Source organism: Halobacteriovorax sp. RT-2-4 (genome assembly GCF_047085445.1).
GTDB lineage: Bacteria > Bdellovibrionota > Bacteriovoracia > Bacteriovoracales > Bacteriovoracaceae > Halobacteriovorax_A.
This window is the reverse complement of record NZ_JBKIXY010000001.1, coordinates 1278871-1295456: the sequence shown is the minus strand read 5'-3', so window position 1 is coordinate 1295456 and position 16586 is coordinate 1278871. Positions and strand designations below refer to the sequence as shown.

The following is a 16586-nucleotide window of genomic DNA, read 5'->3' as shown; positions in this document are numbered from 1 at the left end:
GATAAGTTTTCCGTGAGAAAACTACTTGTGTGAAATTTTGAAACGCATTAAAATATTGATATTGGGAAAAAAAGTATTCATGAGGAATACTTCGCAAAAAACAGGATGTAAGTTTGCAGTTTTCACTAGGAAGAAATCGTGGACCTTCTGCGTCAGGGTCTGCATCGACGACTAATAGTAGTTCAGAGCAAAATTCAAGAAGTGCAGCAATGCAAAAAGCGATTGAAAGAAATCGTGCAAAGATGGCCTCGAGACAAGATCAAAGAGGGATTCCTGCAGGTGCACCGAGTCGTGCTTCTGCCCCAATGGGAACGCCGCCTCCAATGCCTAGGGCATCTGCAACAAGTGCTCGTCCAAGACCAATGTCTGCTCCATCTCGTGATGAAGGAGCATCAAGTGAATCCGGATCGTCTGTATTGGCGAAACTTAGAGCACAACGAGCTCAACGTGAAGCAAGTGCAGCACCAAAACCATCAGTTTCAGCTTCACCAAGTGCAGCTCCAACAAGAAAACCAATTACTCAAGCAGATAATATTGAAATGTCTTCACCTCTTAGAAAGAAGACAACAGCTCCTGCAGCTGTTAATTATGCTGACCAAACACCAGTAAAGGCAATTGCTAAGGCCAAGACTGCGGTAAGCGCTAAGAGAAAAGTAAAATCTAAATCTAAAAAGAAAGGTGAGCTTACGCACTGGGGTGTGAAGTTATGTTGGGGATTTTGCTTATTCCTTCTAGGCCGCTTAGTTTTTTCTCAGGGTGGGGTAATTGAATACTTTGATAAGAAATCGACGCTTGATCAGGCTTACCATGAAGTGACTCTATTAAAAGCAGAGAATGATGGCCTAATGAAAGAGCTTGATTTAATCAGAAATAATCACCGCTATAAAAAGAAACTTGTCCGTGATCACTTAGGTTATATCGCTCGTGATGAGTATCTTATTTTATTCCCAGAGACTTCTGAAACTTCTGATCGAGGGCTTTCTTCCATTTAAGTTGGGAGCCCTTAGTAATTCCGTACTTCTTTGCCATACCGGCATGCAATTCTAAAACAAATTGACCTTGATAAACCTTAGTTGTTGGAATCTTTTGCGGTTCATTGCGACTTGGATAATGAGGTAGTGTTTCAATAGCAATAACTTTAAAGTTCTTATCTAAAAAAATAATATCGAGATCAAAGTAAGTATCAGGCATCCAAAACTTTAGTGGCATCTCTTGTTGATAGACAAAAACGAGGCCTTCACTTTTCTTCATCTTGTTGGCCTTTAGTCCACTTAGGCCTTGTTGCTTTTCCTCTTCTGATACTGCCCAAGAGACTTTAATCTCATTATTCTTTGGCGTAATCATGATCTTCTCGGCCCACTTCGGATTAATAAATTGGGCATGTGAATGTGTGCCTAGCGTTAATAGTAGAAATACAAAAAATGTACTGAGAATATGTGAAGAATTTGTTATAAATTTCATACCAAAAAACTATATATCAAGAGGATTAGCATGTCACAGATTAAGGGTTTGATGAGAACTCACAATTTAGGAGAATTAAGGGCCGAGCACATCGGTAATGTAGTAACACTATGCGGTTGGGTAAATAAGAACCGTGACCTAGGTGGTCTAACTTTTATCGATTTACGAGATAAATTTGGTGTAACTCAACTTAACTTCACAAACTTCAAGGGCGACGCTGATCTTCTTAAAAAATGTCATCTTGAATCAGTTATCAAGGTTATTGGGACTGTTGCAGGACGTCCTGAAGAAGCGCTAAATAAGAATATGGCCACAGGAGAAGTTGAAGTTCACGTAACTGAACTAGAAGTTCTATCAGAGTGTGATATTAATAATATTCCATTTCTTCCATATGGTGCAACTGAAGCGACAGAAGATAACAAGCTTAAGTACCGCTACCTAGATTTAAGAACAAAGAAGCTTCAAGATATTCTAAAGCTTCGTTCTAAAATTACTCTAGACGTAAGAAATACAATGAGTGCAAACGACTTCATCGAAGTTGAAACACCAATTCTTTATAAGTCGACACCAGAAGGTGCTCGTGACTACGTTGTTCCATCTCGTGTTCACCCTGGTCACGTTTACGCACTTCCACAGTCGCCACAGACACTTAAACAACTTCTTATGATTGGTGGAACTGATAAGTACTTCCAAATCTGTAAGTGCTTCCGTGACGAGGACTTAAGAGCTGACCGTCAGCCAGAGTTTACTCAAATCGATATTGAGGTTTCATTTGCTACTGAAGAGTATATGAAAAATATCGCAACTGATCTTATGAGAAATATCTTTGAATTAGGCGCTGATTTTGAAATTCCAGTTATGCATTACAACGATGCAATGAGAGACTACGGTTCAGATAAGCCAGACGTACGTTTTGGATTAAAGCAACATATTGTTTCAGACATTTTTAAAGATACTGAATTTGGTGTTTTCAAATCAGCAATTGAAAGTGGTGGAATGGTTAAGACGATGTTCGTACCAGCTTCAATGGGAACATTTTCTCGTAAGATTCTTGATGGATTCGTTGATGTTGTAAAACCTCACGGTGGAAAAGGTGTTGCATTCTTTAAAGTTGAAGATGGTGCCGTTTCTGGTGGTATCTCTAAATTCATTACTGAAGAGGTTCTTGCAAGTTTATCAAGTCTTTCTGATTTAGATGGAGATGCAAAAAATGGAACATGGCTATTCTTTGCAGATCAAGAGGGAATTGTACACGATAGTGCAGATGCTCTTCGTCGCCACCTAGGGCGCGAGCTTGGTCTAATCAAAGACGGTTACGCATTCCTATGGGTAAATGACTTCCCATGTTTTGAAACTGATGAATCAAGATTCTATGCAAAACACCACCCATTCACTTCTCCTAAGATTAGTGAAATGGATAAATTTATGAACGAAGAGATCAATGTTAGCAATAAAACTCTTCGCGACCTTCCTGCTCAAGCATACGACCTCGTTTGTAACGGGTACGAGCTTGGTGGTGGATCAATTAGAATTCACAACGGTGCAGTTCAGGAAAGAATGTTTGAAGTTCTTGGTATGAGTGAAGAAGAAGTTGCTAATCAATTTGGGTTCTTTGTAAATGCACTTAAGTACGGAACACCTCCACATGGCGGTATTGCTCTAGGTCTAGACCGTATCACAATGGTTAAGGCCGGAACTGATAATATTCGTGATGTAATCGCGTTCCCTAAGACAACGACAGCAAGTGATATGATGTCGAATGCACCATCTGTTCCTTCAAAAGAGCAGACTGATGAACTACACTTTGGTTTCTTAAAATAATTGTAGAAGGCCCTCTTATTAGGAGGGCCTCTTTTTTGGAATATTGATCTATGTTTAAAAGCTTGTACCGTGAATTCTTACATGAGTGGAAACATAGCTCGACAATGTCGGTGGTTTTTCAATTTCTTGGAATCGTCGCTTTCTTCTTAGTCTATACTTCAGATTTACAGCTCGAAACTAATGCAAAAACATTCTTAGCAATATTTTCTTATGTTGTTATTCAATGGCTTCTTTCAAGTACTCCTTTATTTATTTCAGGAATGATGGGAGTTGCTCTGACTGTTCTATTTGGTGTGGTTTCTTTTGAAGAAGCCTTCAGTAGTTTTAGCTCTCAGATTATCTTTCTGTTTATGGGAGGATTTCTTTTAGCGCGTGCGATGGAGAAGCTTGGACTTGATCGAAAATTATCGGTGACAATTCTAAATACTCGCTTCATTGATGGTGACTTCAATCGTACTCTGGCCGTCGTTATTGGTGTCACTTGTCTATTTTCGATGTGGGTTTCAAATTCCGCTACAACTGCAATGATGCTGCCAATCGGTTTTGGCTTACTTAAGTCTTTTAAAGTGAAAGAAGAAAAGACAAAGCAGTATTTTTTATTAATTGTTGCCTATGCAGCATCCGTTGGTGGAATGGCCACTCCAATTGGTTCTCCTCCAAACCTTATTACAATGGGACTACTTGAGCAGCATACAAATCTAGTTTTAACTTTTTGGGATTGGTGCAAGTTTGGCTTTCCCCTGACAATCTTCTTTTCAATAATTTTATTCTTTTATGCAAAGAGAAAAATTACTGAAGATATTAAGAAAGTTGATAAGAATGATCTCATGATGAGCTTAGGTAAGAATAATAAAATTACAAATAACGAAATACGCTTAATGCTCATTTTTACGATTACAATTTTCTTATGGTTTGCTCCAAGTTTATGCTCACTCATATTAGGTAAGGGGCATATCGTTTCAATATATGTACAAAAATATTTAACAGCGGGGATGGTTGCTATCATTGCTGCTTGTACTCTCTTTATGACACCAATTTATAGTCGTACAAAATTATTAGATCAAGATGATATTAAGACGATTGATTGGGGAACACTGTTACTCTTTGGCTCTGGTCTTTCTCTAGGATCGACACTTTTTAAAACAGGAATTGCCGATTTTGTGGCAAATAACTTGATTAGTATTTTTAGTAACTGGAGCTTTGCTGCTCTTCTTGTTCTTGTTGTTGGAATTTCAATATTACTCACTGAGCTTGTAAGCAATACTGCTGCGGCCAATGTTTTAGTTCCAATTCTGATTGCAGCAGCAACTCAAGCAAATTATTCAAGTATTACTGCGGCTTTTGTCGTGGCCTTTAGTTGTAATATGGCCTTTATGTTACCAGTTGCCACACCACCAAATGCAATTGTCTATGGAACAGGTCTCGTCCCTATGAATCGTATGATTAGCTTTGGCGTTATTCTCAATATTGTGGCATTTATTAGTTTGTCCCTAATTGTGATAATGTCTTAGCTTGGATGATTTTTCCTAATTTTATTTAGTTCATTAATTATTTAAGCGTACAAATTACTCACTCCGAATAGTCGAGTATGAAAGCACTTAAAATCGCCACGATATCAATTTGTTCTCTTTTAACCTTTGCCTTTGATGATAAGTTCGAAGACTTTGCCGAGATGGATGCATGTGTTGAATGTGTCATGGTTCAAGAACAGAATCAAAATATGAACTCTTCTGGGGGTGGCTATCCTGGTATGGGAATGGGCATGGGGGGCAGCTTTACGAATTACGGTGTTAATCTGAAAATGCCAGATAAAAAAGCGATTGCATCTGCATTTGCAAAAAATCAATTACAGTATCATATATCCCATTCAGCTAATGATACAGTGGACTTAGAAAGTTATTTCGCAAGTGTTGATCCAAAGAATGAGTTAAGTCGTAGTGAGCGTGAAAAATTGGTAACTGAGATTATAAGTAATTCCACAGCTCCATACTATGAATATAATGTAGAAACAAATACTGGTTTCTATAAAGTAAATCCCGCTATCGAACGTCTTATTCGTTCGGCCCAAGCTTCTGGCTATATTGTCGATAATGAGTCTTATAAAGATCTTGAGTTAGCAAAGGCCTATATTACTTTCGAAGGTGATGTGGATGGACTAATTAGTTATCTTAAAGAAAATTACAAAGGGGCCAAACTTGCAAAGGCAGCAAATCAATATCCTCGTTATATAGGTATGGATGCCAATGGAAACCTTTCAGACGACTATTATAAATTATTAAAGCTTTCTCTCGAATCTGGGGGACTTGATGATACAAAGGTTATGGAGTTAATTAGACAAGAGATTCTTTCAAGATCACTTGGAGGGAAACCATCTCCGATTTCTGATTTAATATCAAAGCATATTGATGTGGCAGAGTCTTATCGAAATGGGTTAGGAGATAATCTGGCATGTGAATTTGCTAAAGGGATTTATCTCAATACTAATCATATGAAAGAAACGATAAGTTCTACATATCCAGCAATGGCCACTTCTAGTAATTTATTTGGCTCTTATGAGCAGCAGGCCATCATGGAAGATCTCAAAAGCTCTGCCATTTTTAATAATATGAATAATCTTCTTCATTACCAGGCCCTAGGTGGAAGTATTGATACGGTTTGTGCTGATGGTATGTACCCAAGGGATTACCTCGAAGTTGCTCATAGAGAAGGGCTTCTTGATAATTTTGCGAAAGAAGAGCTCATCATCCTTGGACTTGTTCAGGATGATTGCTACAAAGATGTTTCTCGTCTTGAGTTAGCGAAGTTATGTGATGCTGCTTCAATTGCATATATTCTTGAAAGACAGACCAGGCGAAATCTTCAAATGTCTGAGCGTACAGAAAACTCAAATGTAAAACACAATTATATTGAGGGGAGAAATGGTTGTAGCATTTCTGTTCTAGATAATATTGTGAGAAAAGGTGGAAAGACAGTTGATCGAGAAGTTGAAGTTCTCTTAAATAGTGATGAAGTAATTTTAAGAACCAAGAGCATGGAGAAGCTAAAGGCCAGTATTAATAGCCTTTACGGAGACCAGTAAGTTCTTTGTTGCACGAAATCATAGGGGCAGATAAAATAGAATATTATGGCCCTTAGTTTAGAAAAAACTTTTGTTAAAACGACAAAGAATAAGATTAAAAATCGTATTGAAAATTCTGATGAATCTTTACTTGAGATTATACTCGATCATAAAGAGGAGCGTTCTCGTCGTACGCAAAAAGGTGAGCATAAGGCCTGTGTGAAAAGACCGTGGGATTCAAGTGATAGTTCTCAGCGTGATCTCTTTAATGGAAGTAGTGAAGGCTATAACAAGTCTAAGGTTGCTAATAAGACAGTTATGAAGCCATATCAAAAAGAGTGTGAGGGGAGTCGTCCGAGTAAGTCAGTGAGCTGTGACGAAAAACTAAAGTCACGTGTCGTGGGCCGTGCCAGCGAGATCTTCGCCAATCTCGAACTTTAGGGGCGCGGGTACCAATCGAGAATTCAATTATATAGAAGAGAGAATCATATCTAATTCTCACTTTTCCATGAAATTTTTAATGAATTAGCCTCGAAGCATCGCTTTATGGAGTGTTCGTTATTGTATTTTTGTGAATTTAAGAAGTAATTCTTAGTTAAGTATCCGAATTCTCGATTGGTACCCGCGCCCCTAACCGAATAGGCTGATTTGTTCAACTTCTTCAACTGGCTCGGTATCTGCTTGGATCTCTGCTAGTGCATAAGCGAATTCTTCTGTACTGATCACATGAGTTTGAGAGATGAAGTCCTGCACACCTTTTTGATCATGTCTTAAGAAGTTGATCACAAGTGGTAAAAAGAAAAGTAGGTTAGCGAAAACATAGCCGATTGAGCGTCCAAAGCAATCAAGGGCACTTAATGGCTCAGTTACATCGTGTGACTTCACAACCTTTAACTTGAAAAATGCTTTCCCTAAAGTCTGTCCATTTCCTAAGTAGTAAGAAAAGAAGAAGTAGCTAAAGAACATAATAGCTAATGACAATTGTGTTGTCTGACTCTGAAATGCCATTGATGAAACCTTTGGCGAAGTCGAAATATTTGAAATGAAATTATTTACAAATGAAAGCCAAATAAAAGTTAGTGCCTTATTGGCAAAAACCACAAGATAAATATCTAGGATAAAAGCGTAGAATCTCTTTCTAAGACGATCTTGTCTTATCTTCTTAGCGGCTTTGCTTTTTTTGTAGTAATCGTAAATTTCAGATAGCTTATTATTCGTGCTCATACAGTGTTTATCGGTATGAACGCAGGAGAGTAAAAAAAAGGACGCTTAAGAAAGCGCCCTTGGCAAATATTTCTAGTTTAAAGTAATTTGATCAACTAATTCATTAAGCTTATTAAGGGCCTGAATAGGAGTTAAGTTGTTGATATCGACTTTTGATAAGTGATCCTCAACTTGTTTCAAGTACTCAGGTATTTCTGCTGGTGTTTGTACACTGAAGAAATCTAATTGTTCGCTATGATCACTATCAAGTAAGGCTTGAGATACGCTTGATTCCTTTTCCATGCTCTTAAGAATTGATTGTGAACGCTTAAGTACAGTTGGAGGAAGGCCTGCAAGTTTGGCAACGTAGATACCAAATGATTGTGAAGCGGCTTGTTCAACGAGACGGTATAGAAATTTAACATTTCCTCTATGGTTTTGCGTTTCTACTGTAAGGTTTTTTGCCTCTGGGTAGCGATCCGCAAGATCAATTAGCTCATGGTAGTGAGTTGCAAATAGACAAAGTGCTTTTGTGTTCTCAATGAAGTGTTCAACTAGGGCCCAAGCGATTGAAAGGCCATCATAAGTTGAAGTACCACGTCCCACTTCATCAAGAATGATAAGTGACTTATCTGTTGCGTGTCTTAGGATCTCAGCTGTTTCGGCCATTTCCACCATAAAAGTCGATTGTCCTTTTAGGATGTCATCACTTGCACCAAGACGACTGAATAGGAAGTCGCAAATACTAACTTTGGCATTGTCTGCAGGAACGAATGATCCAATTTGTGTTAGAAGTTGGATAATAGCAATCTCACGCATAACTGTTGTTTTACCGGCCATGTTGGGACCAGTAATAAGACCGAAGTATGTTTCATCATTAAGTTTAAGGTCGTGCGGAATGAATTGATCTTTGATGGCAGCTTTAATTAGTGGGTGCCATGCTCCGCGAATATCCATGTCACGAGACTTTTCAGAAATAGTTGGTCTTGAGAATTCTTCGTTTCGTGCAATCCAAGAAAGTGATTGAAGAGTATCTGTTGCAGATAGGATATTTGCTAGCATTTGAATTGCATGGCTTAAATCCGTGATCTGCTTAATTAGTCCTTTAAAGATTTCTCTTTCAAGTTTTTCTAGCTTTTCGCGTGCAACAACAACTTCTTTTTCAAATTGAGTTAGCTCTTCAGTTGCGTACCTCTCAGAGTTAACAAGAGTTTGTCTGCGAATAAAATTTGCAGGAACTTTATCTGAATGAGTTTTAGAAACTTCAATGAAGTAGCCAGCAACATTATTTGATTTAATACGTAGCTTTTGAATTCCTGTTTCTTCGCGGTAGCGATTTTCTAGTTCGACTAGAGCTTGGGCCGTATTTTGAGAAATCTTTGCAAGGTGGTCACGTGTCTCATTTGCGCCTTCTCTGATTAAGTTACCCTTATCGAGATTCGCACCTATTTCATCGTTAATTGTCTTTTTAATATCATCACGAAGCTTGAATAAATTCGTTTTATCTTCCGTCTTCATTTCTTTAAAGACATTAGTTGGAAGCTCACTTAGCGAATTTGTTAATTCTTCGTACACATCCACTGCACTTGAAATATTTAAAAGGTCCCCAGCATTTGCACGGTTTGTCGCAGCCTTCGCTAGGATTCTTTCAAGATCGCGAACGTTATTTAAAGCCTCGCGAGTATCTTGTAAAAGATCATCATGTTTTAAAAAGAACTCAATTGTATCAAGACGATTTGTGATTTCTTTTCGATCTGTTAGTGGGTTTGTGAAAACAGTTTTTAGTTTTCTTGAACCCATTGATGTTTTTGTCTTATCCATAAAGCCAAGAAGTGAGTCTTTATAAGTTTCACGTGACTTTGGAAGTATCTCTAATCCTGTAAGAGTAGGAATTGTAACCTTCATGCTACCCGTGCGATCAGATAGACTGAAAGCGTGGAGGTGAGTGAACTCTTCATGATTTTGAGTCGAACAAATATAATATGAAAGCGCTCCAATTGGGCCTAGAACACTTTGGTTTTCATTTAAAAGTTGATCACGTTTATAAGTTGGAATTAACTTTTCAAGATAAACACTTGAGTACTTTTCATTAAAATATTCTTTTGAAAGGTGAGTGACAAGAGTTCCATTGTGCTCATTAAGAGTAGCGACACTCTCATACTTATCCCACTGTCCTAAGTATGTAATGAACTCTTTAGGATGAAGGACGCGAATTTTTTCAATAAAGTCTTCAAAGCTATCAAGAATAAAACCTTTGAAGAATCCAGTTGTAAAATCAATGGCAACAATTTCAAAGCGGCCATTTACTTCATTACAGGCAAGAATGAATTGGTCTTCTTTTGAATCTGTTTTATCGAGATCGTAAGGCATCCCTGGAGAGACAACTTGAGTAACAGCTCTTTTAACAATCCCTTTTGCTTCTTTTGGGTTTTCGACTTGTTCACAAATTGCGACTTTAAGACCCTCGCTTGAGAAGCGATCGATATAAGTTGCAGCTGCATGGTGTGGAATTCCTGCCATAGGAATTTTGTGTTCACCAAGTTTTCCTCTGTGAGTGAGTGCAATATTTAGAATTTTAGATGCATTGATTGCATCTTCAAAGAAGACTTCGTAAAAGTCACCCATGCGAAACATTAGCATATGGTCACGATAGTTCACTTTGATTTCGTGATATTGGGCCATCATTGGTGTAAGCTTTACGCCTTCGGCAACGATTTTTTCAATCTCTAAAGTCATGTTATTGATTCCCTTAAGTGTTGTGTATTCTTGAGCGATTAAGTCTACCAAATACACCACCAATGGAAAAGACTTCAATACTTACAATTGGCATGACGCACTTATTTGTCGTAAAATAGAAGGACGTAAATAGCTGATTATTTACATAAACTGAAGGAAGTTGTTTTTGCTAAGCGTTGGACAACGTTTGTCAATCTGGTTATTTCTTATTGGCATCATGACATCAACATTATTTGGACTCTTTAGCCGTTACGAAGACGAGGACTTAGAACAGTCGATGACGGATCTTTTGAACCAAGATATTTATTCGTATTTTAAAAATGTTAAGTACTTTAAAAAGACAGATAAAGATGCTCGCTATCACCTTGAAGCGGCAGAGGTTTCTCAAAATTTAACAACAGATGTTCTTATTCTAACAGAGCCTAATGGGGTTCTTATTAACGATCATCAAGCAGAGCCAATGTATTACGATGCTTACACTGGTGTCTTGAACGCGAAGGAAAAATATCTTTCTCTTAGAGGAAAGGTCGTTCTTAGAAATCGCAATATGAGTATTAAGTCAGAGAGTATGAATTATTCAGATAATTCTCAGGTTGTGAATTTCCGTGGCAAGACAGAATCGATTTCAAAAGATTTTGATTCGGCTTATGAAGTCGCGGTAAATGCAGATGAGCTAAGTTATAATCTTGTGACAGAAGTTGGAACTTATGACGGAAATGTTGAGGGAAGGGTGCAAAGAGTGAGGGCCTATGAGGACTCGGTTAAGTTTTTTGCAGACTCAATTATTGTTGATAAGAGCAATCGCAATGCCAACATGAGTGGAAATGTAAAATTTCAGAAATCTCAACTACTTGCAAGTGCCCGAAATGGCGAAATCTATCTAGATAACTACAATAAAAAACTCAAGTATTATGCACTATATGACGATGTGGTCATTGAGGAAACTGTTTCTCCTAAGGGACAAGTTCCTTTTAAAAGAAAGGCTTTTAGTGAGCGACTTGAGGGATATATGGCAGAGGATAAAATTGTTCTGCTTGGTCTCCCACGGGTTTATCAAAAGAAAGACGTTTTAAAAGGAAATACAATTGTTCTTAGGCGTGACATCGAGACCATAGAAGTTGATGATGCTAATACGAACTTTAAAATAAGGTAATAGCAGCATGGTTGAAGAAATCGCACAATTATCAGCTCATGGTTTAAAGAAAGTCTACGGCGGCAGAGAAGTCGTAAAAGGCGTTTCAATCGATGTTAAGCAAGGAGAAGTCGTAGGACTACTCGGCCCAAACGGTGCTGGTAAGACAACATCGTTTTATATGATGGTAGGGCTAGTTAAGGCAGATGAAGGAACAATAGATTTATCTGGCGAAGACTTAACAGAGCAACCAATTCATATTAGGGCATTAAAGGGAGTTGGTTATCTTCCACAAGAAGCCAGCATCTTTAGAGATTTAACAGTTGAGGCCAATATCTTCTCGGTACTAGAAAATCGAGAACTACCAAGGGCCAAGAAGAAGACACTTCTTGATAACTTGATAGCAGACTTTGGACTTGGACATATTAGAAAATCTCTTGGTTCAGCTCTTTCCGGTGGTGAAAGAAGAAGAGTTGAGATTGCACGAACTCTGGCACTTGAGCCTAAGTTTGTTCTTCTCGACGAGCCTTTTGCTGGAGTTGACCCGTTAGCAGTTAATGACATTCAAAGTGTTATTAACAGTCTAAAGAGAAGGAATATCGGTGTACTAATCACCGACCACAACGTGAGAGAAACATTAGGAGTAGTTGATCGCGCGTTTATTATGAGTAGTGGAGAATTACTTGTAAGTGGGACACCGGATGAAATTGTAAACAATGAAAGAGCAAGGAAGTTCTATCTTGGTGAAGAATTTAGAATGTAGCTAGACCAAGCAAATAAGCTGGTCTGGTTACTAAGAATAAGGAACCAATATGGCCACAAAACTTTCGCAGAATCTCAGTCAAACTCAGCAGCTCGTGATGACGCCGCAGCTTCAGCAGGCGATTAAATTACTGACATTAAGCCATTTAGAAATGACAGATGTCATCGCTAAGGAGATGGTAGAAAATCCAATGCTGGAAGAGTTTTCACCTGGTGAAAGTGATTACAAACTTGATAAATTAGAGAGTCAAACTAAAGAAGCTAAGGCCGACGATTTTAAAGAAGAGGCCATGATGAGTAGTGGCGATGATATGGATTGGCAAAAGTATGTCGATAGTTATAACTCGACGACATACGAGCCAAATATGGCCGCACCTTCTCTTAGTCCAGACGATATGCCTAATTATGAAAATATGGTTTCAAAGGGAGAGTCCCTTGCTGAACACCTTGAATGGCAGCTTCGTATGGAAGCTTTAAACGATGTCGAAATTGATTTTGCCATTGAGGTTATTGGAAATATCAATGATGATGGCTATCTGTCATGTCCATTTGATGAGCTTATTGAAAAAACAAAATTAGAGCGTGAGCACTGTCTAGATATTTTAGAAATTGTTCAGCGTCTTGATCCAGTTGGCTGTGGTGCTCAAGACCTTGTTGACTGTCTGCTAGCTCAAGCAAGAATTGCAGAAGAGCGTTCACCGCTTTTAGAGAAGCTAATTCGTTTTCATTTAACAAATCTAAAAAATAGAGATTATAAGAAAATCACTGCAGACACTGGAGTATCAGAAGAACAGATTATTGAAACAGCAAAACTGCTTCATAATTTTCACCCTAAACCAGGACGTCTTGTAGGTGGTGGAGATACTCATTACGTAACACCAGATGTATTTGTTGTTGAAGTAGGGGGAGAGTTCGTTGTTCAGGTTAATGACGATGGTGTACCAAGATTAAGAATTTCTAAAATGTATCAGGATATGCTTAATCAAGCAGAATCCCTGAAAAATAAAGAAGCTAAAGAATTCGTAGAAGAAAAACTTAAGTCGGCTTTATGGCTAATAAAGTCTATAAATAAGAGACAGCGTACAATTGATCAAGTGGCAAAATCAATTGTGAAAAAGCAGCAGCAATTTTTTAAGAAGGGGCCAAAACATTTAAAGCCTATGGTTCTAAAAGATGTTGCTAATGAGCTGGGAGTTCACGAGTCAACAGTGTCTCGTGCTACTTCAAATAAGTATATGCATACACCAATTGGCCTATTTGAATTGAAGTATTTTTTCAATGCGGGAATCGGTGGAGACAAAGGTGGAATCGACGTTGCAGGTGAAGTTCTAAAATTAAAAATTAAGGAACTTATCGACAATGAAAATGAGAAGAAACCTTTATCGGATCAAAAGATTGCCGACCTTTTGAGCCAAGAAGATGTGAAGGTTGCGAGACGTACAGTCGCTAAGTATAGAGAAATGCTTGGGATTTTGTCGTCGTCAAAAAGAAAAGTAAAATAGCTCGATATTTTGGAGAAACTGCCGATAGGTTTAGCCAAGATACTATACACATAGAGGAGAACGTATTTTATGAAAGTAACAGTAAGTTTTAGACACCTAGATCATACGCCAGCACTTGATGAGAGAATCCAAGAAAAGTCAGAAAAAATCGCAAAGTACCTTGATGGAAATCTACATCTAAAATGGAGTTGTGAGGTTAGGGATGGTCGCGAACACTATGCCGAAGTCGAAGTAATTGGACCGAAGTTCGATTACCATGCGAAAGCTCACTCTGATAGCCTATATAAGACCATTGATCTTGTTGTTGCTAAGATTGAAAAACAGGTACAAAGAAAGAAAGAAAAAATGCTTAATAAGAAAAAGATGGCTCACAAAGACATGGAAATCCTCGAACCAAACGATGCGTGGATGGACTATGATGATATGGCGTCTTAATCAGTCAATATAAACATACTTTCTGTATATTTTGCATATAAAGCCTTCCGTTATGGAAGGCTTTTATTTTGCCTCCTTTACTGGTATGCTTGCTGGTCAAGAAAAGGAGACATGATGAAATATATAATTTCTATTTTAATCGCTTTTAGCGCCCTATCTTATCAGGAGATAGCTTCTCACTCTGACTTTTATAAGAAGATTGTTGAGTATACTAAGAAGAATAAATTAAAAACAAGTGATGTTCTTGTTGTCTATGATATCGATAACACTCTTTTAAGATTCAAAACAAGCTTCGGTAGTGATCAGTGGTATAACTGGCAGAAGGAACAAATTAACAATGGTTGTCCGGTTCATTGTATTGCCAAGTCAGTTAATGAAATGCTTGAGTACTCTTATAAAGCAACATTTATTTCTGATATGATTCTAGTTGAAAAAGAAATTCCAAGACTGATCGAAAAACTACAAGAGACAGGTTACGGAGTAACTTCTATCACTTCTAGAGGTCCTGTTAATTATCCTGCAACAGTTCGAGAAATGAATAAGAATGGAATTAATCTTAATAAAGTAAATGCCCCAAGACTTCCATTTATGACAAAGTTACAAGGAAGAGAAGTACGTTATGCTGATGGTATCTTTATGACTTCAGGACTTAATAAGGGCCAAATGCTTACTCACTTAATTAATCGTCCAGGGATTAACAAGAAGTATAAAGCAGTCTTCTTCTTAGATGATCGTCTAAAGCATATGAAGAGTATGGATAAAGAGTATAAGAATAATAAAGCGAATAAGCTTGCTGTCTTTGCCTATCGTCTAACGACAACTGATGCTATCGTAAAAGAGTTTAACGAATCAGATAAGAAGCTTGAAATACGAATTGGTGAAGAATTTAAAAAATTAAATAAAGATTTAAATTAAAAAATAAAAAAGCCTTCGTAAGAAGGCTTTTTTTTAATATGAAGTTGTTGTGCAAACTGTATTCATTCCATGAGTTGTACATGTCGTTCTACCTGTACGATTCGTTCTAAAGCTACCATCCCAGCTATCTTGCTCATGTTGTCTAACCCTTAAGTAAGCCGATAGTGAATCTCTTTCTTGCTTAGAAAGATAGATGCTATCTCCATTTTCAATGGCATGAGATAGTTCTTTAAAATCAACTCCAGCATCTTCTCTAATTGTTAGCATACGTTGACTAAGTTTTACTGGATAGCGCTTAGCTTCCCAATTTTCTTTGATATGAGTTTTTGATGCTTTCCTATATCTTTTACCATCGGATGCTTTAATCGAGAAAAGTCTGAATTTGAAAATAACACCATTCTCATTCTTCATTGTATTGTTAGATTGGTGCCAGTATCTAAGTCCATCACTTCCGATGATAAGCCCTTGGTCTTCATCAAAATATGAACCAGCTTGATCAAATGGGGCCAGCTCTGTAGGAGCTCCATTGGCCTGAATACACGTAATTGAGATTAGTGTGAATAAGAATATTCTTAAGATATTTTTCATAATTTCTCCCTACTGAAATTGTAGGGGTTAAATATCTTATATTGAAAGTCGCTGTCTAGAGACAGTTTGGCACCAGTCTCTTACTTATAAAATTCTCGCAAGAAATCTTTAAGAATCTTCTGTTCTACAGAGCCTTTCGTTCTTGCTGGGGCCGTTATTCTAACATTGAGTTCGATCTCATCTTTACTAGTAAAATTGATTTGAACACGTGGTTTTAGAATAGGTGTTTCTAAGTGAGACTTTGTGAATAGTTTGTTTAAAACAACTTGGGCTTGCTCAAAATATTCAGAACAATAGAATTCTGATTTCTCAAGAAGAATTCTTTCCGCTTTTTCCCAATCACAATCTGGAGAGAGAACAACTTTAAAAGTATGAAGAACAAAACTCTTTAAAAATGATTCATTCGTTACTCGATTTGTTAAGAATATTGAGTTTGGAATAATAACAGAGCGTCCTGTATAGTTGTGAGATGTTTTATTTGGTCCAACTTCTAATAGAGTTGTCGTGAATAGATCTCGGTCGATAACACTTCCGCGCTTGCCATCAATCTCAATAGTATCCCCAATAATAAATCCACCAGAAAACGTCTTATAGATACCACCCATAATATTAAGAGAGAGCTCTTTTGTGATGAGGACTATGGCAACCATTAGGGCGGCAAGTGAGAAGGCCAGGTTTTTCAACTCAGTTGAATAAATATAAAGAGTAATAAAGACGAAGATAATCGTTAACGAAATATTTGTGTTAACAACATAGCGTCTTTTCGTTTCAATATTTATGCTACTAGTCTTTTTCAAAATGAAAGAAAAGATATGGTTAGTTAAATAGAAAAGAATCAGTACTAATGTGACATAAACTGATTTTTTAATTTCACCTTGTGTATCAACGAATATATTTTCTAAAGTCATAGGCAAATTATAAGGCTAAATAGCTGATTTCCAAACGATTAAATGCGTTAAAAGTGTCGAATCTT

General features: G+C 37.5%; 15 protein-coding genes. 10 read left to right on the top strand and 5 right to left on the bottom strand.

The genetic code is table 11. From position 1 onward, the window contains the following. Nucleotides 1–113: 113 nt before the first annotated feature. Nucleotides 114–992: a septum formation initiator family protein gene (locus ACMAYL_RS06135; protein WP_412470874.1), complete on the top strand. Its 879-nt coding sequence runs from the start codon at nucleotides 114–116 to the stop codon at nucleotides 990–992. On the opposite strand, the gene ACMAYL_RS06130 is transcribed toward ACMAYL_RS06135, so the two are convergent. Beyond that, nucleotides 937–1461 carry a DUF192 domain-containing protein gene (locus ACMAYL_RS06130; RefSeq protein ID WP_412462941.1) on the bottom strand — a complete coding sequence of 175 codons (525 nt, stop codon included), beginning with the start codon at nucleotides 1459–1461 and terminating at the stop codon, nucleotides 937–939. The two genes, ACMAYL_RS06135 and ACMAYL_RS06130, sit on opposite strands and share 56 nt — an antisense overlap. Before the next feature lie 30 nt (nucleotides 1462–1491). Between ACMAYL_RS06130 and aspS the strand changes: the two genes are divergently transcribed. From aspS to ACMAYL_RS06110, 4 genes are all read left to right on the top strand, one after another. Beyond that, nucleotides 1492–3282, top strand: a complete 1791-nt coding sequence (gene aspS, locus ACMAYL_RS06125) for an aspartate--tRNA ligase (protein WP_392990956.1) — start codon at nucleotides 1492–1494, stop codon at nucleotides 3280–3282. Between the two features lie 50 nt (nucleotides 3283–3332). Next, a complete protein-coding gene (locus tag ACMAYL_RS06120; protein WP_412470873.1) occupies nucleotides 3333–4793 on the top strand; it encodes an SLC13 family permease in 1461 nt (486 codons plus the stop codon). Nucleotides 4794–4870: 77 nt separating this feature from the next. Then, nucleotides 4871–6361, top strand: coding sequence for a hypothetical protein (locus tag ACMAYL_RS06115; RefSeq protein ID WP_392990960.1), 1491 nt, complete (start codon nucleotides 4871–4873; stop codon nucleotides 6359–6361). 45 nt (nucleotides 6362–6406) lie between these two features. Beyond that, complete coding sequence (locus ACMAYL_RS06110) at nucleotides 6407–6781, top strand: hypothetical protein (protein ID WP_103216413.1); 375 nt, start codon at nucleotides 6407–6409, stop codon at nucleotides 6779–6781. A 189-nt stretch (nucleotides 6782–6970) separates the two neighbouring features. On the opposite strand, the gene ACMAYL_RS06105 is transcribed toward ACMAYL_RS06110, so the two are convergent. After that, on the bottom strand, nucleotides 6971–7564 hold the full coding sequence (locus tag ACMAYL_RS06105; RefSeq protein ID WP_103216414.1) for an RDD family protein: 594 nt from the start codon (nucleotides 7562–7564) through the stop codon (nucleotides 6971–6973). Nucleotides 7565–7636: 72 nt separating this feature from the next. After that, the gene (mutS, locus tag ACMAYL_RS06100) at nucleotides 7637–10330 is read right to left on the bottom strand and encodes a DNA mismatch repair protein MutS (protein ID WP_103216415.1); all 2694 of its coding nucleotides are present in this window, start codon (nucleotides 10328–10330) and stop codon (nucleotides 7637–7639) included. A 166-nt stretch (nucleotides 10331–10496) separates the two neighbouring features. Here mutS and ACMAYL_RS06095 point away from each other — a divergent pair, with 166 nt between their 5' ends. From ACMAYL_RS06095 to ACMAYL_RS06075, 5 genes are all read left to right on the top strand, one after another. Continuing rightward, nucleotides 10497–11432 (top strand): LptA/OstA family protein, encoded by a 936-nt coding sequence (locus tag ACMAYL_RS06095; protein ID WP_392990962.1) that lies wholly within the window; start codon nucleotides 10497–10499, stop codon nucleotides 11430–11432. Between the two features lie 7 nt (nucleotides 11433–11439). Then, nucleotides 11440–12174 carry an LPS export ABC transporter ATP-binding protein gene (lptB, locus tag ACMAYL_RS06090; protein ID WP_103216417.1) on the top strand — a complete coding sequence of 245 codons (735 nt, stop codon included), beginning with the start codon at nucleotides 11440–11442 and terminating at the stop codon, nucleotides 12172–12174. A 49-nt stretch (nucleotides 12175–12223) separates the two neighbouring features. After that, complete coding sequence (gene rpoN, locus ACMAYL_RS06085) at nucleotides 12224–13675, top strand: RNA polymerase factor sigma-54 (RefSeq protein ID WP_103216418.1); 1452 nt, start codon at nucleotides 12224–12226, stop codon at nucleotides 13673–13675. A 69-nt stretch (nucleotides 13676–13744) separates the two neighbouring features. Then, nucleotides 13745–14110 carry a ribosome hibernation-promoting factor, HPF/YfiA family gene (hpf, locus tag ACMAYL_RS06080; protein WP_103216419.1) on the top strand — a complete coding sequence of 122 codons (366 nt, stop codon included), beginning with the start codon at nucleotides 13745–13747 and terminating at the stop codon, nucleotides 14108–14110. Between the two features lie 114 nt (nucleotides 14111–14224). Next, nucleotides 14225–15025 (top strand): DUF2608 domain-containing protein, encoded by an 801-nt coding sequence (locus tag ACMAYL_RS06075; RefSeq protein ID WP_158246755.1) that lies wholly within the window; start codon nucleotides 14225–14227, stop codon nucleotides 15023–15025. Nucleotides 15026–15058: 33 nt separating this feature from the next. Here ACMAYL_RS06075 and ACMAYL_RS06070 read toward each other — a convergent pair whose 3' ends face one another. Together ACMAYL_RS06070 and ACMAYL_RS06065 are read right to left on the bottom strand one after the other, a co-directional pair. After that, nucleotides 15059–15613: a hypothetical protein gene (locus tag ACMAYL_RS06070; RefSeq protein WP_412470872.1), complete on the bottom strand. Its 555-nt coding sequence runs from the start codon at nucleotides 15611–15613 to the stop codon at nucleotides 15059–15061. Between the two features lie 80 nt (nucleotides 15614–15693). After that, nucleotides 15694–16521, bottom strand: coding sequence for a mechanosensitive ion channel domain-containing protein (locus tag ACMAYL_RS06065; protein WP_103216422.1), 828 nt, complete (start codon nucleotides 16519–16521; stop codon nucleotides 15694–15696). Nucleotides 16522–16586 lie beyond the last annotated feature (65 nt).